The sequence below is a fragment of the Streptomyces sp. NPDC051218 genome, from assembly GCF_044455475.1.
Lineage (GTDB): Bacteria > Actinomycetota > Actinomycetes > Streptomycetales > Streptomycetaceae > Streptomyces.
Genome location: NZ_JBITEU010000006.1, coordinates 224,931 through 249,799 on the forward strand (window position 1 = coordinate 224,931; position 24,869 = coordinate 249,799).

Annotated in this window: 24 protein-coding genes; 10 read left to right on the plus strand and 14 right to left on the minus strand. The window is 71.0% G+C overall.

Going from position 1 to position 24,869, the window contains the following annotated elements:
• Positions 1–21: 21 nt before the first annotated feature.
• A complete protein-coding gene (locus tag ACIBCK_RS19775) occupies positions 22–1,491 on the plus strand; it encodes a purine-cytosine permease family protein (protein ID WP_399391861.1) in 1,470 nt (489 codons plus the stop codon).
• Positions 1,488–2,459 (plus strand): PfkB family carbohydrate kinase, encoded by a 972-nt coding sequence (locus tag ACIBCK_RS19780; protein ID WP_399391863.1) that lies wholly within the window; start codon positions 1,488–1,490, stop codon positions 2,457–2,459. Before ACIBCK_RS19775 ends, ACIBCK_RS19780 begins: the two co-directional genes overlap by 4 nt.
• A gap of 140 nt (positions 2,460–2,599) precedes the next feature.
• On the opposite strand, the gene ACIBCK_RS19785 is transcribed toward ACIBCK_RS19780, so the two are convergent.
• From ACIBCK_RS19785 to argC, 5 genes are read right to left on the minus strand one after another with little or no spacing between them, the layout of a single operon-like run.
• Complete coding sequence (locus ACIBCK_RS19785) at positions 2,600–3,154, minus strand: arginine repressor (RefSeq protein WP_160503870.1); 555 nt, start codon at positions 3,152–3,154, stop codon at positions 2,600–2,602.
• A 7-nt stretch (positions 3,155–3,161) separates the two neighbouring features.
• Positions 3,162–4,370, minus strand: coding sequence for an acetylornithine transaminase (locus ACIBCK_RS19790; RefSeq protein WP_399391865.1), 1,209 nt, complete (start codon positions 4,368–4,370; stop codon positions 3,162–3,164).
• A complete protein-coding gene (gene argB, locus ACIBCK_RS19795; RefSeq protein WP_399392295.1) occupies positions 4,367–5,320 on the minus strand; it encodes an acetylglutamate kinase in 954 nt (317 codons plus the stop codon). The genes ACIBCK_RS19790 and argB overlap by 4 nt, the downstream gene beginning before the upstream one ends.
• A 20-nt stretch (positions 5,321–5,340) precedes the next feature.
• Positions 5,341–6,495: a bifunctional glutamate N-acetyltransferase/amino-acid acetyltransferase ArgJ gene (argJ, locus tag ACIBCK_RS19800; RefSeq protein ID WP_399391867.1), complete on the minus strand. Its 1,155-nt coding sequence runs from the start codon at positions 6,493–6,495 to the stop codon at positions 5,341–5,343.
• Positions 6,492–7,520 (minus strand): N-acetyl-gamma-glutamyl-phosphate reductase, encoded by a 1,029-nt coding sequence (argC, locus tag ACIBCK_RS19805; protein ID WP_399391869.1) that lies wholly within the window; start codon positions 7,518–7,520, stop codon positions 6,492–6,494. The genes argJ and argC overlap by 4 nt, the downstream gene beginning before the upstream one ends.
• 175 nt (positions 7,521–7,695) lie before the next feature.
• Between argC and ACIBCK_RS19810 the strand changes: the two genes are divergently transcribed.
• The 4 genes from ACIBCK_RS19810 to ACIBCK_RS19825 all read left to right on the plus strand — a co-directional run bounded on the left by ACIBCK_RS19810 (position 7,696) and on the right by ACIBCK_RS19825 (position 10,103).
• A complete protein-coding gene (locus ACIBCK_RS19810; protein WP_399391871.1) occupies positions 7,696–8,169 on the plus strand; it encodes a VOC family protein in 474 nt (157 codons plus the stop codon).
• A gap of 152 nt (positions 8,170–8,321) precedes the next feature.
• Entirely contained in the window at positions 8,322–9,308 is a 987-nt protein-coding gene (locus tag ACIBCK_RS19815) for an aldo/keto reductase (protein WP_399391872.1), read from the plus strand.
• Between the two features lie 58 nt (positions 9,309–9,366).
• On the plus strand, positions 9,367–9,603 hold the full coding sequence (locus ACIBCK_RS19820) for a hypothetical protein (RefSeq protein ID WP_399391874.1): 237 nt from the start codon (positions 9,367–9,369) through the stop codon (positions 9,601–9,603).
• Entirely contained in the window at positions 9,600–10,103 is a 504-nt protein-coding gene (locus tag ACIBCK_RS19825) for a DUF6314 family protein (protein ID WP_399391876.1), read from the plus strand. Before ACIBCK_RS19820 ends, ACIBCK_RS19825 begins: the two co-directional genes overlap by 4 nt.
• Here ACIBCK_RS19825 and ACIBCK_RS19830 read toward each other — a convergent pair.
• Both ACIBCK_RS19830 and ACIBCK_RS19835 read right to left on the minus strand, forming a co-directional pair.
• A complete protein-coding gene (locus tag ACIBCK_RS19830) occupies positions 10,018–10,656 on the minus strand; it encodes a deaminase (RefSeq protein ID WP_399391877.1) in 639 nt (212 codons plus the stop codon). The two genes, ACIBCK_RS19825 and ACIBCK_RS19830, sit on opposite strands and share 86 nt — an antisense overlap.
• 145 nt (positions 10,657–10,801) lie before the next feature.
• A complete protein-coding gene (locus tag ACIBCK_RS19835) occupies positions 10,802–12,247 on the minus strand; it encodes a PLP-dependent aminotransferase family protein (RefSeq protein ID WP_399391879.1) in 1,446 nt (481 codons plus the stop codon).
• Between ACIBCK_RS19835 and ACIBCK_RS19840 the strand changes: the two genes are divergently transcribed.
• Together ACIBCK_RS19840 and ACIBCK_RS19845 are read left to right on the plus strand one after the other, a co-directional pair.
• Positions 12,246–13,178 (plus strand): DMT family transporter, encoded by a 933-nt coding sequence (locus ACIBCK_RS19840; protein ID WP_399391881.1) that lies wholly within the window; start codon positions 12,246–12,248, stop codon positions 13,176–13,178. The genes ACIBCK_RS19835 and ACIBCK_RS19840 overlap by 2 nt on opposite strands.
• Before the next feature lie 91 nt (positions 13,179–13,269).
• Positions 13,270–13,464 carry a DUF1918 domain-containing protein gene (locus ACIBCK_RS19845; protein ID WP_399391882.1) on the plus strand — a complete coding sequence of 65 codons (195 nt, stop codon included), beginning with the start codon at positions 13,270–13,272 and terminating at the stop codon, positions 13,462–13,464.
• 19 nt (positions 13,465–13,483) lie between these two features.
• On the opposite strand, the gene ACIBCK_RS19850 is transcribed toward ACIBCK_RS19845, so the two are convergent.
• Positions 13,484–14,716, minus strand: coding sequence for a glycoside hydrolase family 10 protein (locus ACIBCK_RS19850; protein WP_399391884.1), 1,233 nt, complete (start codon positions 14,714–14,716; stop codon positions 13,484–13,486).
• 179 nt (positions 14,717–14,895) lie between these two features.
• Here ACIBCK_RS19850 and ACIBCK_RS19855 point away from each other — a divergent pair, with 179 nt between their 5' ends.
• Together ACIBCK_RS19855 and ACIBCK_RS19860 are read left to right on the plus strand one after the other, a co-directional pair.
• The gene (locus ACIBCK_RS19855) at positions 14,896–15,756 is read left to right on the plus strand and encodes a 3-hydroxybutyryl-CoA dehydrogenase (RefSeq protein WP_399391886.1); all 861 of its coding nucleotides are present in this window, start codon (positions 14,896–14,898) and stop codon (positions 15,754–15,756) included.
• A gap of 199 nt (positions 15,757–15,955) precedes the next feature.
• Positions 15,956–16,213, plus strand: a complete 258-nt coding sequence (locus tag ACIBCK_RS19860) for a hypothetical protein (RefSeq protein WP_367040116.1) — start codon at positions 15,956–15,958, stop codon at positions 16,211–16,213.
• On the opposite strand, the gene ACIBCK_RS19865 is transcribed toward ACIBCK_RS19860, so the two are convergent.
• From ACIBCK_RS19865 to ACIBCK_RS19890, 6 genes are all read right to left on the minus strand, one after another.
• Positions 16,210–16,752 carry an NUDIX hydrolase gene (locus ACIBCK_RS19865; RefSeq protein ID WP_367040117.1) on the minus strand — a complete coding sequence of 181 codons (543 nt, stop codon included), beginning with the start codon at positions 16,750–16,752 and terminating at the stop codon, positions 16,210–16,212. The genes ACIBCK_RS19860 and ACIBCK_RS19865 overlap by 4 nt on opposite strands.
• Before the next feature lie 76 nt (positions 16,753–16,828).
• Positions 16,829–18,178 (minus strand): transcriptional regulator, encoded by a 1,350-nt coding sequence (locus tag ACIBCK_RS19870; RefSeq protein ID WP_399391888.1) that lies wholly within the window; start codon positions 18,176–18,178, stop codon positions 16,829–16,831.
• A gap of 269 nt (positions 18,179–18,447) precedes the next feature.
• Positions 18,448–19,494, minus strand: coding sequence for a PP2C family protein-serine/threonine phosphatase (locus ACIBCK_RS19875; protein WP_399392296.1), 1,047 nt, complete (start codon positions 19,492–19,494; stop codon positions 18,448–18,450).
• A gap of 408 nt (positions 19,495–19,902) precedes the next feature.
• Positions 19,903–22,413, minus strand: a complete 2,511-nt coding sequence (pheT, locus tag ACIBCK_RS19880) for a phenylalanine--tRNA ligase subunit beta (RefSeq protein WP_399391889.1) — start codon at positions 22,411–22,413, stop codon at positions 19,903–19,905.
• Positions 22,413–23,543 carry a phenylalanine--tRNA ligase subunit alpha gene (gene pheS, locus ACIBCK_RS19885; RefSeq protein ID WP_367040124.1) on the minus strand — a complete coding sequence of 377 codons (1,131 nt, stop codon included), beginning with the start codon at positions 23,541–23,543 and terminating at the stop codon, positions 22,413–22,415. Before pheS ends, pheT begins: the two co-directional genes overlap by 1 nt.
• 148 nt (positions 23,544–23,691) lie before the next feature.
• Positions 23,692–24,834 (minus strand): ATP-binding protein, encoded by a 1,143-nt coding sequence (locus tag ACIBCK_RS19890; protein ID WP_399391891.1) that lies wholly within the window; start codon positions 24,832–24,834, stop codon positions 23,692–23,694.
• Positions 24,835–24,869 lie beyond the last annotated feature (35 nt).

Below are 24,869 nucleotides of genomic sequence, written 5' to 3' on the forward strand. Positions count from 1 at the left end.
ACCGCGCAAGGAGGTTCCGTCATGGCCGCTTCGACGAAGAACGTGTCGGTCGGCACCGTTGAGACCCGAGGGATCGAGCCGGTCCCCGACAGCGAACGTCACGGCCACGCAGGCCAGATGTTCTGGACCTGGTTCGCCGCCAACATCTCGATCCTGGGGCTGCCGCTCGGCGCGACCCTCGTCGCCTTCCGCGGCCTCAACATCTGGCAGGCCGCGCTGGTCGCGATCGTCGGCTCGGTCGGATCGTTCGCGCTGGTGGGGGCCTTGAGCCTGGCGGGCAAAAAGGGCGGGGCGCCCGCCCTCACACTCTCCCGCGCGGTGTTCGGGCAGCGCGGCAACGCGGGCCCGACGCTCATCAGCTGGCTGAGCAGGGTCGGCTGGGAGACGATCACGACGACCACGGCGGCGTACGCGCTGCTCGCCCTGCTCGGCGTCGCCTTCGACGTTCGCCGGAACTCCTTCCTGACCGTGCTCTGCCTGCTGGTCTTCATCGCCTGCACGCTGCTGATCAGCGGCCTCGGACACGCCACGATCATGTGGATCAACAAGTGGGCGACCGTCCTTTTCGGCGTCCTGAACCTGATCGTGATGGGCTTCCTGGTCGCGACCGTCGACTGGTCGAAGGTCCTCGAAGCCCCGGCGGGTCCGACCAGCGGTGTCGTCGCCGGCATCGGTTTCATCGCCGCCGGCACGGGCATCGGCTGGGCCAACGCCGGTGCGGACTACGCCCGTTACCTCCCCCGTACGATCCCGGGGCGCCGCCTGGTCACCGCGTCGGCCTTCGGCGCGGGCATCCCGCTCGTGCTGCTCATCTCGCTCGGCTCGCTCCTGACGGCGGGCGACCCGTCGCTCGCCACGTCCTCCGACCCGGTCTCCGCGATCAACGCGATGCTGCCGTCCTGGATGGCGATCCCGTATCTGATCGCGGCCTTCGGCGGCCTGCTGATGTCCAACCACCTGTCGACGTACTCGGCGGGGCTCACCATGATCACGCTGGGACTGCGGGTGCCGCGCGCCTGGGCCGTGGTCATCGACATCGTCCTGATGTTCCTCGGCGGCATCTACTTCATGCTGATCGCCGACGACTTCTACGGGCCGTTCTCCACCTTCCTCACCCTCCTCGCCGTGCCGATCTCCGCCTGGATCGGGGTGATCGCGGTCGACATGCTGCGGGGCCGCGACTACGACCCCGATGCCCTGATGGACACCTCGCGGACCAGCCGCTACTGGTACACGGGCGGCTTCCGGATGCCCGCCGTGCTCGCGTGGGTCGCGGCGATCGTGTCGGGGCTCCTGTTCACCACCGCCGGTACGGGCGCGGACGACGTGTGGTTCTCGGGGCCGCTGGCCGACACGTGGTTCGGGGTCAACGGGCTCGGCTGGGCGGTGTCCATCGTGGTGGGCGCGGCGGTCTACGCGGCGCTCGGCGGACGCGGCTCCCTTTCGTCAACTCCCGCGCCCACCCCATCAGTTGAGGAGCCCGTCCGATGAGCACCACCGCAGCTTCTCCCCGCCTCGTCCTCGCGGGGAACGTCATCGCCGACCTCGTCATCGAGGTCCCCGCGCTGCCCGAACGGGGCGGCGACGTGATCGGCTCCCGTACGGAGCTGTACGCGGGCGGCGGCTTCAACGCCCTGACGGCGGCGCGACGGCTGGGGACGGAGGCGGTGTACGCGGGGCTGCACGGAACCGGGCCGTACGGAGACCTCGTCCGCCGCTCCCTCGCCGAGGAAGGCATCGGGACGCTGCTCCCGGTGCGTACGGACGGGGACACTGGGTTCTGCGTGGCGCTGGTGGACGCCGGGGGCGAGCGGACGTTCGTGACCAGTTTCGGGGTGGACGCGCGGATGACGGCGGCGGAGACTGCCGCTGTCGCGGGGGCGCTGCGGGCGGGCGACACCGTGCAGTTGTCCGGGTACAGCCTCGTGATGGAGATCAACGGTCCGTTGCTGTCCGCGTTCGCGGCAGGGTTGCCGGAGGATGTGCGGGTCTGTTTCGATCCCGGTCCGTTGGTGGCCGACATTCCCGTGTCGGTGCTCGAGCCGGTCCTTGGGCGGACCGACTGGCTGAGCTGCAATGCGCGTGAGGCCCGCCTGATGAGCGGTCACTCCGAGCCTCGGGCCGCCGCTGCCGCCCTGCGGGGGCGGCTTGTGCCGGGGGCGGGGGTGTTGGTGCGGGCGGACAAGGATGGGTGCTGGGTGGCTGCGCCTGGCTCGGGGGAGGTTGTGCATGTGCCCGGGTTCCCCGTGGACGCGGTGGACAGCAATGGTGCCGGGGATGCTCATGTCGGTGCGTTCCTCGCCCTGTTGGGGCGGGGGCTCGATCCGCTTTCCGCGGCGCGGGGTGCGAACGCTGCGGCGGCTTGTGCGGTGACGCGGCGGGGGCCCGCTACCTCGCCGGGGCTCGCGGAGTTGGTGGCGTTTCTTGGGGATGATCCGCTGGGTGGGGTGCTGGGGTAGGAGCACTACTCGTTCCCCAACCCCGCCCCTTCCCGAAAACCCGCTCGGCGCGGGGGCCTTGGCTGCCGCCATCACCGGCTCCGCCGAGTTCGTCCTCAAACGCCGGACGGGCTGTATTCCAGCCCGTCCGTCGGGGAAACTCAGTGTTCGTTCGAAGCCAGCCGCAGCAAGTGATCCGCCAGCGCCTGCCCCCCAGTAGCCTCCCTGCTGATCAGCATCAGCGTGTCGTCCCCCGCGATCGTCCCCAAGATGTCATGCAGCTCCGCCTGGTCGATCGCCGAGGCGAGGAACTGGGCGGCGCCCGGCGGCGTGCGCAGGACGACGAGGTTGGCCGAGGCCTCGGCGGAGATCAGGAGCTCCGCCGAGAGGCGGCGCATCCGCTCCTCCTTGGCGGACTCCCCCAGCGGCGCACGCGGCGTGCGGAAGCCGCCCTCGCTCGGCACCGCGTAGATGAGGTCGCCCTCGGCGTTGCGGATCTTGACCGCGTTCAGCTCGTCCAGGTCGCGGGAGAGCGTCGCCTGGGTGACCGTCAGCCCGTCGTCGGCGAGCAGCTTCGCCAGCTGGCTCTGGGAGCGCACGGGCTGCCGGTTGAGGATGTCCACGATCCGGCGGTGGCGTGCGGTGCGGGTCTGCGGCACGGCGGGCCCGGCGTGATCCGGGTGTTCCGCGTGCTCGTTGCCTTGCGCCTGGCTCATCGTCGTCTCATTCTCCGGATCGTCCGTCCCCGTTGGCCACGGTGGCCTGGTCAAACACGCCGGGCAGAGCCCGCAGCAGCGCGTCCACCTCGTCGTCGCGCACGTTCAGCGGCGGCATCAGCCGTACGACATCGGGGGCGGGCGCGTTCACCAGGAAGCCGGCGTCCTGAGCCGCCTGCTGCACCTGGGGCGCCAGCGGCTCGGTGAGCACGATACCCAGCAGGAGGCCCGCACCCCGGACATGGCCCACGAGCGGGTGTCCGAGTGACTCGATTCCGTCGCGCAGCCGCTCGCTCGCCCGCTTCACGTTGTCCAGGAGTCCATCGGCCTCGATCGTGTCGAGGACCGCGAGGCCCGCGGCGCATGCCACGGGGTTTCCGCCGAACGTCGTTCCGTGGTGGCCGGGCTTGAGGAGCTCGGCCGCCGCACCGAACGCGACCGTCGCGCCGAGCGGCAGTCCGCCGCCGAGCCCCTTCGCGAGTGTGACGACGTCGGGCTGGACTCCCTCGTGCGCGAGGTACTCGAACCAGTGGCCGGTGCGGCCGATTCCGGTCTGCACCTCGTCGAGGACGAGGAGGGTTCCGGTGGACGTGGTGATGTCGCGGGCGGCCTTGAGGTAGCCCGCGGGCGGCACGACGACGCCGTTCTCGCCCTGGATGGGTTCGATGATGACGAGGGCGGTCTCTTCGGTGACCGCTGCCCGCAGGGCCTCGACATCGCCGTACGGGACGTGCGTGACATCGCCGGGCAGCGGCAGGAACGGCTCCCGCTTGCCGGGCTGTCCGGTGAGCGCGAGCGCCCCCATCGTCCGGCCGTGGAAGCCACCGTCCGTGGCGACCATGTGCGAACGCCCGGTCAGGCGGCCCATCTTGAAGGCGCCTTCGTTGGCCTCGGCGCCGGAGTTGCAGAAGTACACCCGGCCTTCGCGCCCGAAGAGCTGGAGCAGCCGCTCCGCGAGCGCGACCGGCGGCTCGGCGACGAAAAGGTTCGAGACGTGGCCGAGGGAGGCGATCTGGGTGCTGACGGCCTCGACGACCGCCGGGTGGGCGTGGCCGAGGGCGTTGACCGCGATGCCGCCGACGAAATCGACGTACTCCTTGCCGTCGGCGTCCCACAGCTTGCTGCCCGCGCCGCGGACGAGGGGCAGCCTGGGCGTGCCGTAGTTGTCCATCAGCGCGTCCTGCCAGCGCTGGGTCAGCTCCTCGTTGCCGGTCATGCCGCTTCCCCCTCCATGTCGTCCTCAGGCGCGTCCGGTACGACCATCGTGCCGATGCCCTCGTCGGTGAAGATCTCCAGGAGAATCGAGTGCTGGACCCGCCCGTCGATCACGCGGGCCGTCTCGACGCCGTTGCGCACGGCGTGCAGACAGCCCTCCATCTTCGGGACCATGCCGCTCGCCAGCTCGGGAAGGAGCTTCTCCAGCTCCTTCGCGGTCAGGCGGCTGATCACCTCGTCACTGTTCGGCCAGTCCTCATAGAGGCCCTCGACGTCCGTGAGGACCATGAGGGTCTCGGCGTCCAGCGCAGCCGCAAGTGCCGCAGCCGCCGTATCAGCATTGACGTTGTAGACATGTCCGTCGTCCTGGGAGCGGGCGATCGAGCTGACGACCGGGATACGGCCGTCCGCGAGCAGCGCCTCGATGGCGCCGGTGTCGATCTCGGTGATCTCGCCGACGCGGCCGATGTCGACCAACTCGCCCTCGATGCGGGGCTGGTGCTTGGTGGCGGTGATGGTGTGCGCGTCCTCGCCGGTGAGGCCGACGGCGAGCGGGCCGTGCTGATTGAGCAGGCCGACCAGCTCGCGCTGGACCTGTCCCGCGAGCACCATCCGTACGACGTCCATGGCGTCCTCGGTGGTGACGCGCAGGCCCGCCTTGAACTCGCTGACGATGCCGTGCCGGTCCAGGGCCTTGCTGATCTGCGGTCCGCCGCCGTGCACGACGACAGGCTTGAGCCCCGCGTGGTGCAGGAAGACGACGTCCTGCGCGAAGGCGGCCTTCAGCTCCTCGTCGACCATGGCGTTGCCGCCGAACTTGATGACGACGGTCTTGCCGCGGTGCCTGGTCAGCCAGGGCAGCGCCTCGATGAGGATCTGCGCCTTGGGGAGCGCGGTGTGCTTCCGCGCGGTCGGATTGCCGCTCGTGGCGCTGTCCGTATCGCCGCTCATATTGCCGGTCGTGTCGCCGCTCATGAGGAGTACGCGCTGTTCTCGTGGACGTAGTCGGCGGTGAGGTCGTTGGCCCAGATCACGACCGGCTCGGTGGTGCCTGCCGCCAGATCCGCGGTGATCTTGATCTCGCGGTACCGCATGTCGACCAGGTCGCGGTCCTCGCCGACGCTGCCGTTCTTGCAGACCCATACGCCGTTGATCGCGACGTTCAGCTGGTCGGGCTCGAAGGCGGCCTTCGTCGTACCGATGGCGGAGAGCACGCGGCCCCAGTTGGGGTCCTCGCCGTGGAGGGCGCACTTGAGGAGGTTGTTGCGGGCGATGGAGCGCCCCACCTCGACGGCGTCGTCCTCGGAGGCGGCGTTGACGACCTCGATCCGGATGTCCTTGCTCGCGCCCTCGGCGTCGCCGATGAGCTGGCGGGCGAGGTCGTCACAGACGGCCCGGACGGCCTCGGCGAACTCGGCGTATTCCGGGGCGACTTGAGAAGCACCGGAGGCGAGAAGCAGCACCGTGTCGTTCGTGGACATGCAGCCGTCCGAGTCGACGCGGTCGAAGGTGACCTTCGTGGCGTCCCGCAGCGCCTTGTCCAGGACGTCGGACTCCAGGTCCGCGTCCGTGGTCAGGACGACGAGCATCGTGGCGAGCCCGGGGGCGAGCATGCCCGCGCCCTTGGCCATACCGCCGACCGTCCACCCGTCCTGGGTGACCACGGCCGTCTTGTGCACGCTGTCCGTGGTCTTGACGGCGATGGCGGCCTTCTCGCCGCCGTGCTCGGAGAGTTCACCGGCCGCGCTCTCGACCCCCGGCAGGAGCTTGTCCATGGGGAGGGTGACGCCGATGAGCCCGGTCGACGCGACGGCGACCTCGCCCGCGTTCAGGTCGAGGGTCTCGGCGACCTTCTCGGCGGTGGCATGCGTGTCCTGGAAGCCCTGCGGGCCCGTACAGGCGTTGGCGCCACCGGAGTTGAGCACGACGGCGGAGATGAGCCCGCCCTTGACGACCTGCTCCGACCAGAGGACCGGGGCGGCCTTGACGCGGTTGGAGGTGAAGACGCCCGCGGCGGCCAGGCGGGGCCCGGTGTTGACCACGAGGGCCAGGTCCGGGTTGCCGTTCTCCTTGATCCCGGCGGCGATGCCCGCCGCCGTGAATCCCTTAGCTGCCGTCACACTCACGGCGCGACTCCGATCGTAGAGAGCCCGGTGGCCTCGTCGAGGCCGAGGGCGATGTTCATGCTCTGCAGGGCGCCGCCCGCGGTGCCCTTGGTCAGGTTGTCGATGGCGCTGATCACGATGACGCGCCCCGCCGCCTCGTCGTACGCGACCTGGATCTGCACGGCGTTCGAGCCGTACACGGCGGCGGTCGCCGGCCACTGCCCCTCGGGGAGCAGGTGCACGAACGGTTCGTCCGCGTAGGCCTTCTCGTACGCGGCCCGCACGGACTCGGCGGTGGTGCCGTCCGTCGCCTTCGCGCTGCACGTGGCGAGGATGCCGCGGGGCATCGGGGCCAGGGTGGGCGTGAAGGAGACGGTGACGGGGGTGCCCGCGGCCGCGGAGAGGTTCTGGATCATCTCCGGAGTGTGCCGGTGGACGCCGCCCACGCCGTACGGCGACATGGAGCCCATCACCTCGGAGCCCAGCAGGTGCGGCTTGGCCGCCTTGCCCGCGCCCGAGGTCCCGGAAGCCGCGACGATCACCGCTTCGGCCTCGGCGAGCCCGGCGGCGTACGCGGGAAAGAGTGCGAGGGAGACGGCCGTGGGATAGCAGCCGGGCACGGCGATGCGCTTGGACCCTTCGAGGGCCGCGCGGGCGCCCGGCAGCTCGGGCAGGCCGTAGGGCCAGGTCCCGGCGTGTGCGCTGCCGTAGAACTTCTCCCAGTCGCCCGCGTCCGTCAGCCGGAAGTCGGCGCCCATGTCGACGACGAGGACGTCCGGGCCGAGCTGTTCGGCGACGGCGGCGGACTGGCCGTGGGGCAGGGCGAGGAAGACGACATCGTGACCGGCGAGGACGTCGGCGGTGGTCGGCTCCAGGACACGGTCGGCGAGCGGCATCAGGTGCGGCTGCAGCGCACCCAGGCGCTGGCCCGCGTTCGAGTTGCCGGTCAGGGCGCCGATCTCCACCTCGGGGTGGGCGAGCAGCAGACGCAGCAATTCACCGCCCGCGTACCCACTCGCTCCTGCCACTGCTGCGCGTACCGCCATGGAACCCTCCTCCTAGATGGCATGACTATACGTCCAGCCGCAGTTTTATGCAACGAAGAATCGGGGCGCCCACCTGCGATGAGTTCACGCGAGGGCGAGGGTCACTACAGACAGACAGAGAGACAGAGAGACAGCCAGACGACCGCGCCCACCCGCCCGACGACAGGAGAGAGTCATGCCTCGCATCACGCCCACCCTCTGGTTCGACACACAGGGCGAGGAAGCCGCCACGTTCTACGTCTCCGTCTTCCCGAACTCGAAGATCACGAACGTCACCCACTACGGCGACGCGGGGCCGCGGCCCGCCGGGACCGTGATGACCGTGGAGTTCGAGCTCGACGGCCAGCCGCATCTGGCGCTCAACGGCGGCCCCCAGTTCACCTTCAACGAGGCGCTCTCCCTGACGATCGACTGTGCCGACCAGGAAGAGGTCGACCACTACTGGACGAAGCTCTCCGAAGGCGGCGAGGAAGGCCCCTGCGGCTGGCTCAAGGACCAGTTCGGTCTCTCCTGGCAGGTCGTCCCCGCCGCCCTGGACGAACTCGTGTCCGACCCCGACCCGGCACGGGCCCAGCGCGCCATGGCGGCGATGCTCGGCATGCAGAAGATCGACGTGGCGGCGCTGTACGCGGCGGCGGACCAGAAGTGAACGCCGGGAAAGCCGTGTAAGCCGGGGACACCGTGTAAGCCGGAAACACCTCAAGGCCCGCCGAAATGGTTTGACTTGGAGCCGACTCCAGCTCCTAGGGTCGGAGCCGTCCGCCCGCATCAGGGCACACTGCTCCACCTGGAGGTACCGGCATGACCAGCGTTCCCGCCCGCCGTCTCGGCGCACTGACCGTCTCGGCGCAGGGGCTCGGCTGCATGGGGATGAGTCACGCGTACGGCGCCTCGGACGACGCGCAGTCCATCGCGACGCTCCACCGCGCCCTCGACCTCGGCGTCACCCTGCTCGACACCTCCGACTTCTACGGCGCGGGGCACAACGAAGAGCTGATCGGGCGTGCGCTGGCCGGCCGGCGCGAGCAGGCCGTTCTCGCCACGAAGTTCGGCTTCGCCAACCGCCTCGGCGAGCCGGTGGAGATCAGGGGCGACGCCGCCTACGTACGACAGGCATGCGATGCCTCGCTGCGGCGGCTCGGGGTCGACCACATCGACCTGTACTACCTGCACCGCGTCGATCAGAACGTGCCCATCGAGGAGACCGTCGGCGCGATGGCGGAGCTCGTCGAGGCCGGGAAGGTACGTCACCTCGGGCTCTCCGAGGCGAGCGCGCGCACGATCCGCCGGGCGCACGCGGTGCATCCGATCGCCGCGCTGCAGAGTGAGTGGTCGCTGTGGACGCGGGACCTGGAGGCGGAGATCGCGCCGGTCTGCCGGGAGCTCGGCATCGGCATCGTGCCGTTCTCGCCGCTCGGGCGCGGCTTCCTGACCGGGCGCTACACCTCGGTCGACGGTCTCCAGGAAGGCGACATGCGCCGTACCCAGCCGCGGTTCGCCGACGGGAACCTGGAGCGGAACCTCCCCATCGTGGCCACCCTCAACACGCTCGCCGAGCAGAAGGGCATCACCGCGGGGCAGCTCGCGCTCGCCTGGGTGCAGCACCGCGGCGAGGACGTGGTGCCGATTCCCGGCACGCGCCGGGAGAAGTACCTCACGGAGAACCTGGGCGCGCTCGCCGTCGAGCTGTCCGCGGAGGAACTCGCGGCGATCGACGCGGCGGCACCGGCGGGTGCGGTCGCGGGGACCCGGTACGACGAGAACAGCCTCGGGTTCGTCGACAAGTAGATATCTGGGGCAGGAGGCGGGCCGGAAGCCGGGCGGGAGGCGGCGTAGCCTGCGAGGCGTGCCCTTTCCGGATGAAGCTGCTGACGCCGCGGCCGTGGTGCCGTACCGGCCGTGGCGGCCGCCGGACTTCGCGCGGTCGCGCGCCGGGACGGGTCTGATCCCCCCGCTCACGGCGGCCGGCTTCCGCCTCCGCCCGGAACCGCCGAACCGCTCCGAGGTCGTCCCGCCGTTCCGGGACGCGCGGGGCGCCTGTGAGCTGCGGCTCGCCCGAAGCGTGCCGCAGGAGGCGCGATGAGCGAGGCCTCGCACGGCGTGCCGGATCTGCTGGCCTTCCTGGCCGGTACCTGGCAGGTGGAGCGGACGGCGCGGGATGTGGCGGGCAACGCGGAGGGCCACTTCTCGGGCACCACGGTGTTCTCCCCAGCCGAAGGGGGCGGCCTCCTGAGCCACGAGTCCGGCACCTTCACCTGGCGCGGCACTCCCCGCCCCGCCGAACGCACCCTGCGCTACCTGCCGGGCGACGACCCGGCCACCGCGCACGTGAAGTTCGCCGACGGCCGCCCCTTCCACGACCTGGACCTGCGCACCGGCAGCCACACCGCCGACCACCCGTGCGGACTCGACCTCTACCGGGGCGAGTTCGAGGTACACGACGACCGGCACTGGCTGACACGCTGGCGGGTGGCGGGCCCCACCAAGGACCTGATCCTCACGACGGCATACACGCGATGCGACCCCACAGCGCCGCGCACAACTCCGCCACGTCCGCCGTCTCCGGAAAATCCGGCCCGGTAGCGATCCGCACGGCTTCCGGGGCGATCCTCGCGTTGTTCCGCACGGTCGGATGCCCGGCGCCGCGCAGCTGCACGATGCCGCGCAGGAACAGGACGTTGGCACACGTCTCCCAGGCGAGATCCCCCAAGGCTTCCGCCGACGACGACGGTTGCCCGGTGGCCAGCGCCCACGGGTCACGCGCGACGTACCGCACCGTCCCGACCCCCGTGAAGGCGGCCGCCGCAGCGCACATCGCGCACGGCTCGTGGCTGCTCCACAGGACATGACCACCCAGTTCCCGCTCCGTACGCACGCCCGCCAGCGCGTTCATCTCCGCGTGCGCGAGGGGCGTCCCCTGGAGGACGTCGTCCCCGCCCGGAGGGTCGTACGCCCGGTTGCGTCCCTCGGTGACGATCGCCCCCGCCTCGTCGGTGAGCACTGCGCCGACCGCGAGCCCGCCGCCACGCAGGGAGCGGTGGGCGAGTTCGAGGCAGCGCCGGGCCGCCGGGTCGAGCCGCTGCCAGGCAGCGCCGAACTCCTCGGGCAGGGCCTCCCCCGGCCATGCCGGGCTCACGGCCGGCCCCCACCAGTCATGCGGCCCTCGGCCGCCGAGACGCGAACAAACATGCGGTGATCGTGAAGGGCACGGCTGCGCAGGTCAAGGCCTCACCAGAGCTACGAGCCACCAGCCTCGCGACCAACCAGCAAGGCAACCCGCCTCAGCGGGAAGCCCCCCGCACCTCGTCGAACGCCGCGCGCAGTCTCCGTACGCCCTCGGTGATCTCGCCGTGTCCCGCGACCGCCGCGAAGCTCATTCTCAGGTGTGCCGCCGGGGGTTCGGCCGCGAAGTACGGGCGGCCGGGGGCGACCGCGACGCCTGCGCGGAGGGCTGCGCCCGTGAGGGCCGACTCGTCCGTGCCGTCGGGCAGGCGCAGCCACAGGAGGTAGCCGCCCGCGGGGATGTGCGGCAGGGCGAGTTCGGGCAGGTTCAGGCGCAGGGCCGCGGCCATCGCGTCCCTGCGGTCCTTCAACTCGCCCGCCACGCGCCGCAGATGGCGCGGCCAGGCCGGGGAGCCGACCAGTTCCAGCGCCGCCTCCTGGAGCGGTCTCGGCACGAAGAAGTGGTCGACGACCTGGATGGCGCGCAGCCGTTCGAGGACCGGGCCACGGGCCGCGAGCGCGCTCACCCGGAAGCTCGGCGACGTGGCCTTGGTGAGCGAACAGACGTGCACGACGACTCCGTCGGGGTCGTCGGACTGCAGGGGCCTCGGCAGCGGCCCCGCGTCCTCGTGGACGAGGCGGCGCACGAAGTCGTCCTCGATGACGAAAGCCCCGGCCTCGCGCGCGATGCGCAGCACCTCCGGGCGTCGCTCGGCCGACAGCACCGCTCCCGTCGGGTTCTGGAACAGCGGCTGGCAGACGAACACCCGCGCCCCCGTGGCCTTGAACGCCGCGGCGAGCAGCTCGGGGCGTACGCCGTCCTCGTCCACCGGCACCGGGACCGGCCGCAGGCCCGCCGCGCGGGCGATGGCCAACATGCCGGGATACGTGGGCGACTCGACGAGGACCGGCGCTCCCGGCGGGGCAAGAGCCCGCAGCGCCGTGGTCAGCCCGCTCTGGCCGCCCGCGGTGATCAGCACCTCGGCGGCCGTGATCGCGCCGCCGATGCCCCGCGCGAACCACTCCCGCAGCTCGGGGAGCCCGTCGATCGGGGGCCTTCCCCACGCACCGGGCCGCCGCCCCGCCCGCGCGAGCGCCGCCGCCATCGCGCGCTCGGGCTGCAGCGAGGGATGCAGATAGCCGCCGTTGAACTCGATGACGCCGTGCGAGGGCGCCGCCAGCGTGACCAGGACCCCCGAGGCGTCCACCGCCCGCGGCACGAGCTCCGTAGCCGCGTCGGCGCTCAGCGACACCTCCTGCCACGAGGTGTCCCCCGAGGGCGCGGCGGCGGCCTGCGGCTCGGCACGGAAGACACCGGCGCCCGGCCGCGTGACGACCAGGCCCTCGGCGGCCAGCTGCCCCAGGGCCCGCGACACCGTCACGGGACTGACTTTGAAGCGGTCGACCAGAGACCGGCTCGACGGCAGCTTTCCTCCGGGTGAGTAGCGGTCCAGCTCCGCCCGCAACTGTTTTGCCAACTCGCCCACACTGCTACTCTCTTGCATGACAGCACAGGATAGCGCTACTCGCCCGAGCCGGATAGCGGTCCCCGCGGCCGCCGGGATCCCGCAGGACAGCTCACGCCGCGCAGGCACCGTCATGGCCGCGCTCGGCGTCACCGCCTTCTCGCTCACCTTTCCCTCCACCGCCTGGGGCCTGGAGGGCATCGGCCCCTGGTCGTTCGTGGCCCTGCGCGTCGCACTGAGCGCGGTCATCGCGGGCGGCGCCCTGCTCGCCCTGCGCGTTCCGCTGCCCGCCCGCCGCCACTGGGCCGGGCTCGCGGTCGTCGCCGCCGGGGTCGTCGTCGGCTTCCCGCTGCTCACCACGCTCGCCCTGCAGACCTCCACCACCGCCCACGCGGCCGTGGTCGTCGGACTGCTCCCGCTGACGACCGCCGTGTTGTCGGCGCTGCGCACCGGGGCCCGTCCCTCGCGGACGTTCTGGGCCGCGGCCATCGCGGGCGCGGCGGCGGTCATCGCGTTCACGGTCCAGCAGAGCGGCGGCGCCCTGTCGACCGCCGACCTGTACCTCTTCGCCTCGCTCCTCGTCTGCGCCGCCGGCTACACGGAGGGCGGCCGTCTCGCCCGTGAGATGCCGGGCTGGCAGGTCATCGGCTGGGCGCTGGTCCTGTGCCTGCCGCTCGCCCTGGCGGGCGCCGCCCTCGCCCTCCAGCACGAGTCCTTCCAGCTCACCGGGCACAGCACCGCGGGGCTGCTCTACGCCGCCATCGGCTCGCAGTTCCTCGGCCTGGTCGTCTGGTACCGCGGCATGGCCGCGATCGGCGTGCCCAAGGCCAGCCAGCTCCAGCTCGCGCAGCCACTGCTCACGCTGGTCTGGTCGGTGTTCCTGCTCGGCGAGCACCTCACGATCGCCGCGCCGCTGACCGCCGCCGCCGTCCTCGTGTGCATCGCGGTCACGCAACGGGCACGCGGCTAGCGGCCGACGGCCGGGCCCAAGGTCCGGCCACCGGACGTAGACTGACGGCCACGGAAAGCAACCGCACGGTGGGACGAGGAGGTCGCTCCAGATGCGCGCAACCGTAGGCGACAAGCTGGTGGTGCACGGCAGGGTCGTCGGCCAGCACGACCGGATCGCAGAGGTCGTCGAGGTGCTCGGCCCGGACGGCGGCCCGCCGTACCGCGTCCGCCTCGAGGACGGCCACGAGACGCTGATGTCACCGGGCCCCGACACCGTCGTACGGCATCAGGACCCGGCTTCCTGACTTCCGGGCGCGGGGCCGGTCAGCGGGGCGGCTCGGCCGGCTTTTGGTAATGGTCGGCGACCACCCGCGCCATCGCGCCGATCTTGTCCACGCCCACTTCCTTCGCCGAGAAGTACACATGGCCGCGCGCCTGCGGGAACTTCTTGGCGTACGTGAGGTGGCGGGACAGCTCGGCCGGGTCCTGCCAGGGGGCGGCCTGCGCGGGGTCGCCCGCCTTGTAGAGGGCCTCGCCCACATACAGGCGTACGCCCGTGTCCTTGACGGTATCGGCCCACCAGGGCAGCAGCTTGCCGTAGTCCGCGGCGGCGAAGCCGATGTTCCAGTAGAGCTGCGGGCAGATGTAGTCGAGCCAGCCCTTCTTGACCCAGCCGCGGGTGTCGGCGTACAGATCGTCGTACGTCTGCACGCCCGCCCGGGTGTCCGAACCGAGCGGATCGGTCGAGGCGTTGCGCCAGACCCCGAACGGGCTGACCCCGAACTGCACGTGCTTGCGCGCCTTCTTGATCCGCGTCCCCATCTCGCGCACCAGGCGGTCGATGTTGTCGCGCCGCCAGGCCGCACGGTCCGGGAAACCGCCGCCGTGGAGCGCGAAGGCCTCGTCGTCGTCGAAGACCTGCCCGGCGACCGGATACGGGTAGAAGTAGTCGTCCCAGTGCACCGCGTCGATCGCGTAGTGGCGCACGGCGTCGAGCATCGCGTCCTGGACGAAGCGCCGCACCTCGGGCAGACCGGGGTTGTAGTAGAGCTTCCCGCCGTAGGGCACGACCCACTCGGGGTGCAGCCGCGCGGGGTGCGTCGGGACGAGGCGCGAGGGGTCCGTGTGGTTGGCGATGCGGAAGGGGTTGAACCAGGCGTGCAGTTCGAGGCCCCTGCTGTGCGCCTCGGCCACGGCCGTGCCCAGCGGGTCCCAGCCGGGGTGCTTGCCCTGCACGCCGGTGAGGCACTCCGCCCACGGTTCGTACGGCGAGGGCCACAACGCGTCGGCGGTGGGGCGCACTTGGAAGACCACGGCGTTCAGCCGCCGCCGCAGGGCCGTGTCGAGGTGGCCGATCAGTTCGGCGCGCTGCTCGGCAGCGGGCAGTCCGGGCTTCGACGGCCAGTCGCGGTTGACGACGGTCGCCAGCCACATGCCCCGCAGTTCCCGGCGGGACGGCGCCCTCCGGGGCACGGCGGCCGCGTCCCCCGCGGCTGTGAGACCCGCCACCATCGCGGCTGCCGCAATCGTGAACCCTCGGCGTGACATACGCCTCATCCGCTCGCCCCCTGGCCTGTATATCCGCCGGAACCGCTGCTTGTAACGGACAGCATGCCCGACCCGGCACGTCATGCACCTGAGGTTCGGCGGTAACGTTCACCGCTGGGGCAGACACCGCATCCGAACGGGGGACTGCCCGCCCGTTGATCAGCGAAAGGCACGAGGTGACCGACTCTATGCCCGACATCGCACGCGTCGGAGTAGTGGGCTGCGGCCAGATGGGCGCCGGGATCGCGGAGGTCTGCGCCCGCTCCGGACTGGACGTGATGGTCGCGGAGACCACCGGCGAGGCCCTGGAGATCGGCCGCACCCGGCTCTACAACTCCCTCTCCAAGGCCGCCGAGCGCGGCAAGATCTCGGAGGAGGAGCGGGACGAGACGCTCGCCCGCCTCAGCTTCACGACCGACCTCGGGGAGTTCTCCGACCGCGACCTCGTGATCGAGGCGGTCGTCGAGAACGAGGCGGTCAAGACCGAGATCTTCCAGGTGCTCGACCAGGTGGTGACCCGGCAGGACGCGATCCTCGCCTCCAACACCTCCTCGATCCCGCTGGTGAAGCTGGCCGTCGCGACGTCCCGCCCCGACGCGGTCATCGGCATCCACTTCTTCAACCCGGCCCCGGTGCAGCAGCTCGTCGAGCTGATCCCCGCGCTCACGACATCCGAGGGGACGATCAGCCGCGCGCAGTCCATGGTCGAGAAGGTCCTCGGCAAGCACGCGATCCGCGCCCAGGACCGCTCCGGCTTCGTGGTCAACGCCCTGCTCATCCCGTATCTGCTCTCCGCGATCCGGATGTTCGAGTCGGGCATCGCGAGCCGCGAGGACATCGACAACGGCATGGAGATGGGCTGCGCCCACCCGATGGGTCCGCTCAAGCTCACCGACCTGATCGGCCTCGACACCGTCGCCTCGGTCGCGGACAGCATGTACGCCGAGTACAAGGAGCCGCTGTACGCCGCTCCCCCGCTGCTCCAGCGGATGGTGGACGCGGGACGGCTCGGCCGTAAGTCCGGCTCGGGCTTCTACCCGTACGGCTGACACAGGTCACACTGGCACCCGGAACTTCGCACCGCACGCGGGCCCGGCACTCGATCGAGTGCCGGGCCCGCGGCGTTCACACACCGTGTGCGCCATGGGCTCGCATATGCCCTTCGCACACTCTCCCGCCCTGGCCACCAGGCGAGTTGACTTTCCGTGTGCATCAGGGGGATCGACAGCTACAGAAAGGAGCGGACCAGTGACCGCCGACCCCGAGCATCGCGTGGTCCCCGAAGAACTCGCCGAGTTACGCCGCAGCTTGGACGTGGGTCTGACCCGCGTCGACGGACAGCTGGCGTTGCTCACCCAACATGACGAACAGAGCGTCAAGAACCAGGACGAGTTGACCGTAAGGATCACCGCACTCGAGCACACACGCTGGCCGCTGCCCGCACTTCTCGCCCTGACGGCGGTCGGTGCGTTAGCCGTGGCAGTTTGGCAGGCCATCGGTCGTTAGTGCGCGTCCTGGCCAAGGCGCAGGTGGTGCAGGAGCAGTAGGGCCGCCGCCATATTGGCGGCCGGTACTTCTCCGCGGGCCACCATGTCAGGGACGAGTTTGAGTGGGACCCATTCACGGCGGTCGGACTCGAAGTCGTCCTCGGGATGACCGATGTAGGTGCACTCATCCGACCAGTAGATGTGGTGCCTTGCGTCGGTGAGCCCATTGGACGGCTCGACACTCATCAGGTGTCGTAACGGGCCCGGCCGCCAGCCGGTCTCTTCCTCCATTTCCCGGGCTGCCGCGTACGCGAGGTCCTCGCCGTCCTCGACGACGCCGGCCGCGAGTTCCCAGCCCCAGCTGTCGGTGATGAAGCGGTGCCGCCAGAGCAGCAGCACCTCGTTGGACTCATTGACCGCGGTGGCCACGGCGACGGGCCGCAGCCGTATCAGGAAGTGGTCGAGGTGCCGGCCGTCGGGCAGCTCCACGTCTGCCAGATTGACCGTGAACCACCTGTTTCCATACACAGTTTGTTCGCTTTGTTTCGTCCACTGCACGGTTCTGCCACCTTCCGCCGAGTAGATGGCAATATCGCAGCAGGAGGGTGTTCAGAGCAGTGGTGTGCGTTTCACGTCACAGCGGTACGCGCAGCGCCCCGTCGATGAGTGCGGCCGCCTCGGCCGTGCCCGCGCAGTCGCTGCGTACCAGGTGTTCCCGCACGGCCCGCAGCCGGTCGCGCAGTCGTTGGGACTCCATCCCCCGTGCCTGCTCTGCCATTTCCACCGCCGTGGCCACCGCCTCGTCGGTGTTTCCCTGGCGCAGTTCGATCTGGCTGAGCATGGCGAGCCGATGGACCCGGCCCCGGTCGTGAGCCGGCGTGTCCACCGCCGCCGCCGCATGTTCGTACGCTCCCGCGAGGTCGCCGAGGCTGAGCAGGGCCTCCGCCACTTGTACGTTGACGAGTCCGGGCTGGACATAGCCCGTCTCGTCCGGCTCGCGCCCACGCCGGATGCGGTCCGCCGCGCCTTCCGCACGCCGGATGCAGGACAGGGCACTGCTGCCGTCGCCCAGGTGTGCGTACGACTTGGCCTGCATGGCGTAGAGATCGGAGGCCAGTGCCGGGGTCAGCTCGCGCCCCGCGGCGCGCAGGGCGGCCTCCGCGAAGGCCACCGCCTGGCGGTACTCGCGCATGAACAGGGACTGGTTGACGAGCAGAGCGATGACGTAGGCGCCAAGTCCCCTGTCGCCGCTGGCCTTTGCCAGGCGCAGGGCCTGGTGGAAGTAGCGCTGAGCCAGGCCGTGCGCGTCCGAGTCATAGGCGCAGATGCCCGCGATGGCCACCAAACCACCGGTGGATCTGTGCAGTTGGCGTCCCGTCTCGTCCGTGTAGCTGCCGCGCAGCAGGGGCGCGGCCTCGGCGTTGAGGAAGCCGACGATGCGGGTGCGGGTCGCGATGCCGCCGGCCTTGCGGTACATCTGCTCGTAGTGGGCGCGGGCCGCGCGCATCATGTCGATGTCGGCCGTGCTCACCTGGTGTCTGCCGCCGCGCGACACGTCCACGTCCTCGGGCGGGTTCTCCCACTCCCATACGGGCATCACCGCGGGTGTTCCCGTGACCGCGGGTGCGCCGAGGAGGTGCGGGCGCTGCTGTTCGTCCGAGCGCCACAGGGCCGTGGCCCGCTCCACGAAACCGGAGAGCGTCGAGGCCATGGAGTGGTGTCCGACGGCCGGCAGGCCCGGCACGCCGAGGCCGATGTCGTCGAGGGTGACGGTGCGCTGGAGCCGCCCCGCGAGTACCTCGCAGATCAGGTCGGGCACCTGGCCGCGTGGGCGCTGGCCCTTCAACCACCGGGAGACGGCGGTGTGTTCGTACCGCAGGGCGAGGCCGCGCCTCTTCCCCGCCTGATTGACGTGGGCAGCCAGGCCCGCGTGGGAGATTCCCGCCTCGTCGAGGATCGCGTCGAGCAGGGTATTGGGCTGCATGGAGGCCCTCCGGTGGCTCGGTGTGGCCAGCGTAGTAGAGGTGACTTCACACGGGGTGTGAACGGAACGCCCGAATCCGGGGGGTGTGCGCTCTGCCGTCGCCACTCCTGTCACGCTTGACTGAGATTCCTCACAAGGAGGCCGGCCGGGCCGCCGGCTCCCCCTCGAAAAGTACGGCGGTCCTCATGGGCGCCGTCCGATCCCCGTCGTCTGCCCGACACCTACAGGCGGGGTCGGGCGGCGCACGGCCGGCGGAGGTTGACGGCGCGTCACGTCATGGTGTTCTGCCGGCGCACCGTCTCCCCCTGCTGTAAGGGCACGCGCCTGCGGTCGTTGCGCAGGATCAGGAGCGCGGCGTCGTCGGTGGGGAACCGCCCCGCGTGGCGCATGAGTTGGGCGTACACCGCGCGGATCACGGTCTGGGGCGCGACCGGCGGGACGCGTACCGCTTCGGTGAGCGCCGCCTGGAGCGGGAAGAACCGTCCGGCCGCGTCCCGCGCGTCCTCCATGCCGTCCGTGTGCAGGACGAGCGCCTCCCCCGGCAGAAGTGACCCGCAGTGCAGCAGGGGCAGTTCGGCCGGGAGCGGGAAGGGTCCGAGCGGTGGCAACGGGTCCCCGCCCACGACCGGCTCGGCGCACGTGCCCAGGCGGTACGGCCAGGGGTGCCCGCAGTTGAGGGCGGTCATCTCACCGTCCGGGCCGATCTCCATCAGGAGTACGGTGACGAACTCCTCGGCCAGTGGACTTTCGGGTGCCGGAGCGCCGTTCGCCGGGTGCTCGGCCCGCGACCGCTCCCGCAGATGCCGCCCCAGGGCGCGCTCCAACTTTCTGAGCACATGGGCCAGTTCGGGTTCCTCGTGCGCCGCCTCGCGGAAGCTGCCGAGTACGGCGGCGGCCGTGCTGATGGCGGTCAGGCCGTGCCCGCGCACATCGCCCATGACGACGCGGACGCCGTGGTCCGTGGCCACCACCTCGTACAGATCCCCGCCGACGGAGGCGCCGCGGGACGCGGAGAGCCGTCCGGCCGCGACCGTGAGGCCTTCGACGCGGGGTGGCAGCGGGCGCAGCAGGACGTTCTGCGCGGCGCCGGCGACCTCACGGAGCTGACGCAGCTCCCGCAGCAGCGAGCCGCGGACCTGCAATATCAGACCGGCGCCGACCGCGAAGAAGACCGCGCTGGTAACGATCCGCGCCTCCAGACCGTCCCGCTGCGCGAGCGGACAGACGAGTTTGTACGTGATGGCGGCCGCGCCCCACACGGCGGGCAGACCGAGCGCGAGAACGCGCCGGATTCGCGGCGGGTCCACCCGGAACACCTTCGGCCCGGCCCTCACCCGGAACCTGGCCCCGCTCGCTGACCTGCTCGCGGCCCTGCTCGCGGCCTTGCTCGCGGTCGTGCTCGCGGTCGTGCTCGCGGTCGTGCTCCCAGCCCTGCCAGCGACCCTGCCCCTGGCCCTGCTCCTTGCCCGGAGCAGCACCCGTCGGGGAGCTCCAGCCCTCATACGGATCATGCCGACGGCCCCCCTAAGGCCCTGTTCAGCGTGCGGTCCGCGCAGCCCGTACAGATCACGGCCCGTGCGGCCGGACTGATTCTGTCGACCGCCTGAGCCGATCGGACCAGGGAGGGCTCACTAGTCACTCAAACGAGTGAAGGGCGCATCCGGAGACCCGGATACGCCCTTCTTTGCGCCTCTTGTGCGCCTGGCGGCGACTACTTGCGGTGACTACGCTCCGCGCAGCACCGCACCGGTCCGCTCGGCCGCCAGCGCGACAGCCGCGTCCCGGGCCGCGGAGGCCTCGTCGACGGTCAGCGTACGGTCGGCCGCGCGGAAGCGCAGCGCGTACGCCAGGGACTTCTTGCCCGCGCCGATCTGCTCGCCCTCGAAGACGTCGAACAGCCGGATGGATTCAAGGAGTTCACCCGCGCCCTCGCGCAGCACCTTCTCCACCTCGGCGGCGGGCACGCCCCCGTCGACGACCAGCGCGACATCCTGCGTGGCGACCGGGAAGGTGGAGATCTTCGGCCCCTGCGGGATGCCGGTGCTCGCCTCCTCCAGACGGTCCAGGTCGAGCTCCATCGCGCAGGTGCGCGCGGGCAGAGCGAGCGCCTTGACGACCCGCGGGTGCAGCTCGCCCGCGTGCCCGATGACCTGCTCGGCGCCGTCGATCACGACGGCGAGCTCGGCGCACCGGCCCGGGTGCCACGGGCCGTACTGGCCCTGGCGCACGAGCAGTTCGGTGCCCGACTCGGCGGCGAGGACGCGCGCGGCCTCGATCGCGTCGGCCCACTCGGACGGCCGGCCCTTGCCCCACCAGCCGGCCTGCTCGCGGGCGCCCGCGAGGACGACGGCGGCGTGCCGCGGCTGGACGGGGAGCGCCTCGGTCAGGGAGGCGATCTCCTCGTCCGTGGGACGCCGGTCCACGGGAAGACGCACCGCGACACGGGCTTCGTCACGCGGCTGGAAGACCAGCCCCGTCTCGAAGAGCGCCAGGTCGTGGCTGCCGCGGCCTTCGCCCCGGCGCAGCGCGCCGAGCAGCCCCGGCAGCAGCGTCGTACGGAGAGCGGGCTCCTCGTCGGAGAGCGGGTTGACCAGCTTGACGACCCGGCGCTTGGGGTCGCCGGGCTCCAGGCCCAGCTGGTCGAAGACCTGCTCGCCGATGAAGGGGTAGTTCGGCGCCTCGACGAATCCGCTGCCGGCGAGGGCACGGCCGACGCGGCGGTGCAGCCGCTGCCGGCCGGTCAGGCCGCGGCCCGCGGGGGGCTTGGGCAGCGTGGAGGGGAGATTCTCGTACCCCTCCAGGCGGATGACCTCTTCGGCGAGGTCGTTCGGCTCTGCGAGGTCGGGGCGCCAGGACGGCACGGTGACGGTCAGGGCGTCCTGGCCGTAGACGTCGCAGCCGACTTCCTGGAGGCGGCGCACGACGGTCTCGCGGCCGTACCGCACGCCGGCGACCTTGTCCGGGTGATCGGCGGGCATCGCGATCGTGTGCGGCGCGGAGGGCGCGATGACCTCGGTGACCCCGGCCTCGGCGGTGCCGCCCGCGAGCAGCACGAGGAGATCCACGGTGCGCTGCGCGGCGGCGGACGCGGCCTGCGGGTCGACGCCGCGCTCGAAGCGCTTGGCCGCCTCGGAGGGCAGCTTGTGGCGCCGGGCCGTGCGGGCGATGGAGATCGCGTCGAAGTGCGCGGCCTCGATGACGACGTCGGTCGTACCGGCGGCCTCTTCGTGGTCCGCGATCTCGGTGTTGGCGCCGCCCATGACGCCCGCGAGGCCGATGGGGCCGCGGTCGTCGGTGATGACCAGGTCCTCGGCGTCGAGGACGCGCTTGGCGCCGTCGAGCGTGGTGAACTTCTCGCCCTGCTCGGCACGGCGCACGCCGATCGTGCCCTCGATGCGGGAACGGTCGTAGGCGTGCAGGGGCTGGCCGAGCTCCAGCATCACGTAGTTGGTGATGTCGACGGCGAGCGAGATCGGGCGCATGCCCGCCTTCTGGAGGCGGCGCTGCAGCCAGATCGGCGAGCGGGCCTCGGGCTTCAGGCCCGTGACCGCGCGCGCGGTGAAGCGGTCGCAGCCGCGCGGGTCGGAGATCTTGACGGGGTAGCCGAAGGAGTTCGGCGCGGGCACGTCGAGGAGCGCCGGGTCGCGCAGCGGAAGACCGTACGCGATGGCGGCCTCGCGGGCGACACCGCGCATCGAGAGCGCGTACCCGCGGTCGGGCGTGACGGCGATGTCCAGGACCTCGTCGACCAGTTCGAGCAGCTTGATGGCGTCGGTGCCGGCCTCGTGCTCGGGCGGCAGGACGATGATGCCGCCGCTGCCGTCGTCGCCCATGCCCAGCTCGTCGCCGGAGCAGATCATGCCGTGCGACGTCTTGCCGTACGTCTTACGCGCGGCGATCTTGAAGTCGCCGGGCAGGACGGCGCCGGGAAGCACGACGACGACCTTGTCGCCCACGGCGAAGTTCCGGGCGCCGCAGACGATCTCCTGCGGCTCACCGGTGCCGTTGGCCTGGCCGACGTCGACCGTGCAGAAACGGATGGGCTTCTTGAAGCCCTCCAGCTCCTCGATGGTGAGGACCTTGCCGACGACGAGCGGGCCGGTGAGGCCGGCGCCCGTCCGCTCGACGGTCTCGACCTCGAGGCCGACCTCGATCAGCTTGGCCTGTACGTCACGGCCGGTCTCGGAGGCGGGGAGATCGACGTACTCCCGCAGCCAGGAAAGCGGGACCCGCATCAGATCTCCATCCCGAAGGGCCGGGTGAACCGGACGTCACCCTCGACCATGTCTCGCATGTCTTCGACGTTGTGGCGGAACATCAGCATCCGTTCGATGCCGAACCCGAAGGCGAATCCGCTGTACTTCTGGGGGTCGACGCCGCAGGCGGTGAGCACCTTCGGGTTGACCATGCCGCAGCCGCCCAGCTCGATCCAGCCCTCGCTGCCGCAGGTGCGGCAGGGGCGGTCGGGGTTGCCCACGGACTCGCCACGGCAGACGTAGCAGACCATGTCCATCTCGGCGGACGGCTCGGTGAACGGGAAGTAGTTCGGGCGCAGGCGGGTCTTCATGTCCGCGCCGAAGAGCGACTGGACCATGTGGTCCAGGGTGCCCTTGAGGTCGGCCATGGTCAGGCCCTCGTCCACGGCGAGCAGCTCGATCTGGTGGAAGACCGGAGTGTGCGTCGCGTCCAGCTCGTCCGTGCGGTACACGCGGCCGGGGCAGACGATGTAGACGGGCGGCTCACGGCGTTCGAGCAGCGCGCGGGCCTGCACGGGCGAGGTGTGCGTGCGCAGCACGACACCGGACTCGTCGCCTTCGGTACCCTTCGGGCCCTCGACGAAGAAGGTGTCCTGCATCTGCCGGGCCGGGTGGTCCGGGGTGAAGTTCAGGGCGTCGAAGTTGAACCACTCCGCCTCGACCTCGGGGCCCTCCGCGATCTCGTAACCCATCGCGACGAAGACGTCCGCGACGCGCTCCATGAACGTGGTCAGCGGGTGCCTGGCACCGGCCGGGACGCGGTCGTACGGCAGCGTGACGTCCACTGCCTCCTCGACGAGCACCCGGGCGTCGCGCTCGGCCTCGAGCTCGCTCTGGCGGGCGGCGAGCGCCTTGCTGACCGCGCCGCGCGCCATGCCGACGCGCTTGCCGGCCTCGGCCTTGGCCTGCGGGGGCAGCGCGCCGATCTCGCGGTTGGCGAGGGCCAGCGGCGAGGTGCCGCCGGTGTGCGCGACCTTGGCCTCCTGGAGCTGTTCGAGGTCGCCCGCGGCGGCGAAGGCGGCGAGCGCCTCGTCCCGCATGCGCTCGATCTCTTCAGGTTTCAGTGCCTCGACCTCAACAGGGTCGTACGACTTGTTCGGTGCCGACATCTCTTCCCGTGCTTCCGGTTGGCTGGTGATGGTCCCCGTCTACGACTCGGAGACGAATCGTCCACAGATCAGGGACGCAAACGTGCCAAGGATCGAGTCTAACGGGGGTGACGCAGGTGAATGAGCCCGCGGGCCGTGCTCGGGCGGATCAGAGGAGATACGCCGGAGTGCCCACGGGCAACGTAAATCGGAACTGGGCGCCGCCACCGGGCGCGCGGCCGACGGTGATCGTCCCGCCGTGCGCCTCGACGATGCCCTTCACGATGTACAAGCCAAGTCCCGTCCCGCCGCGTTTGCTGCCCCGCCAGAAGCGGGTGAAGACGCGGCCCATCGATTCCTCCGGGATGCCCGTTCCCTCGTCGCTCACGGTCACGGCCGTCTCGGCCCCGCCCCGCTCGCGCGGGGACGAGGAAGGTGCCACGTCGATGGTGACGGTTCCTTCGCCGTGCCGCACGGCATTTTCCAGCAGGTTGCTCAGTACCTGGTCGATCTTGTCGGGGTCGGCCCAGAGGTCGGGCATCGGCTGCTCGATCCGTACGAGGAAACGGTCGGCGTCCTGGCCGGATGCGACATGGGCCTGGATGTGACGGCCGACGGCGGCGCCGATGTCGACGGGCTGGCGCCGCAGTTCGAGCCGCCCGGAGTCGATGCGGGAGATGTCGAGAAGCTCGGCGATGAGCCGCGTGACGCGGTTGGCGTCGGCGTCCACCGTCTCCAGCATCAGCTTCTTCTGGTCGTCGGTGAAGCGCTCCCACTTGGCCAGCAGCGTCGCCGTGAAGCCCTTCACCGAGGTGAGGGGCGAGCGGAGCTCGTGGGCGACGGTGGCGATCAGCTCCGCGTGGCTGCGCTCGGTGCGGCGGCGGGCCTCGGTGTCGCGGATGGAGACGACGACGCGGCGGACGGGGCCGGTGGGCGCGGTGCGCACGTAGCGAGCGGAGACGAGGACCTCACGCCCGCCGGGGAGCAGGAGATTGCGCTCGGGCTGTGCGAAGCGGGTGGCCAGACCGCCGTACGGATCGGTCAGCTGCCACCAGCGGCGGCCTTCGAGGTCCTCTAAGGGGAGGGCGCGCTCGAGCGGCGCGCCCAGGGCGTCGTCGGCGCGCACGGCGGTGATCCGCTCGGCCGCCGCGTTGAAGCAGATGACACGGCCCGTCTCATCCGCGACGACGAGGCCGTCCGGCAGGTCGTCCGGGTCGAGGCCGAGCCCGCCGAGGTCACCGAGGGCGCCATGGTCCGCGCGAGTGGACAGGATGTCCTGTACCCCCGGTGATCTGCTCGTGCCGATGCTCATTCCCCGTACCCCACCTCTCGGACCGGCTCAGGAGG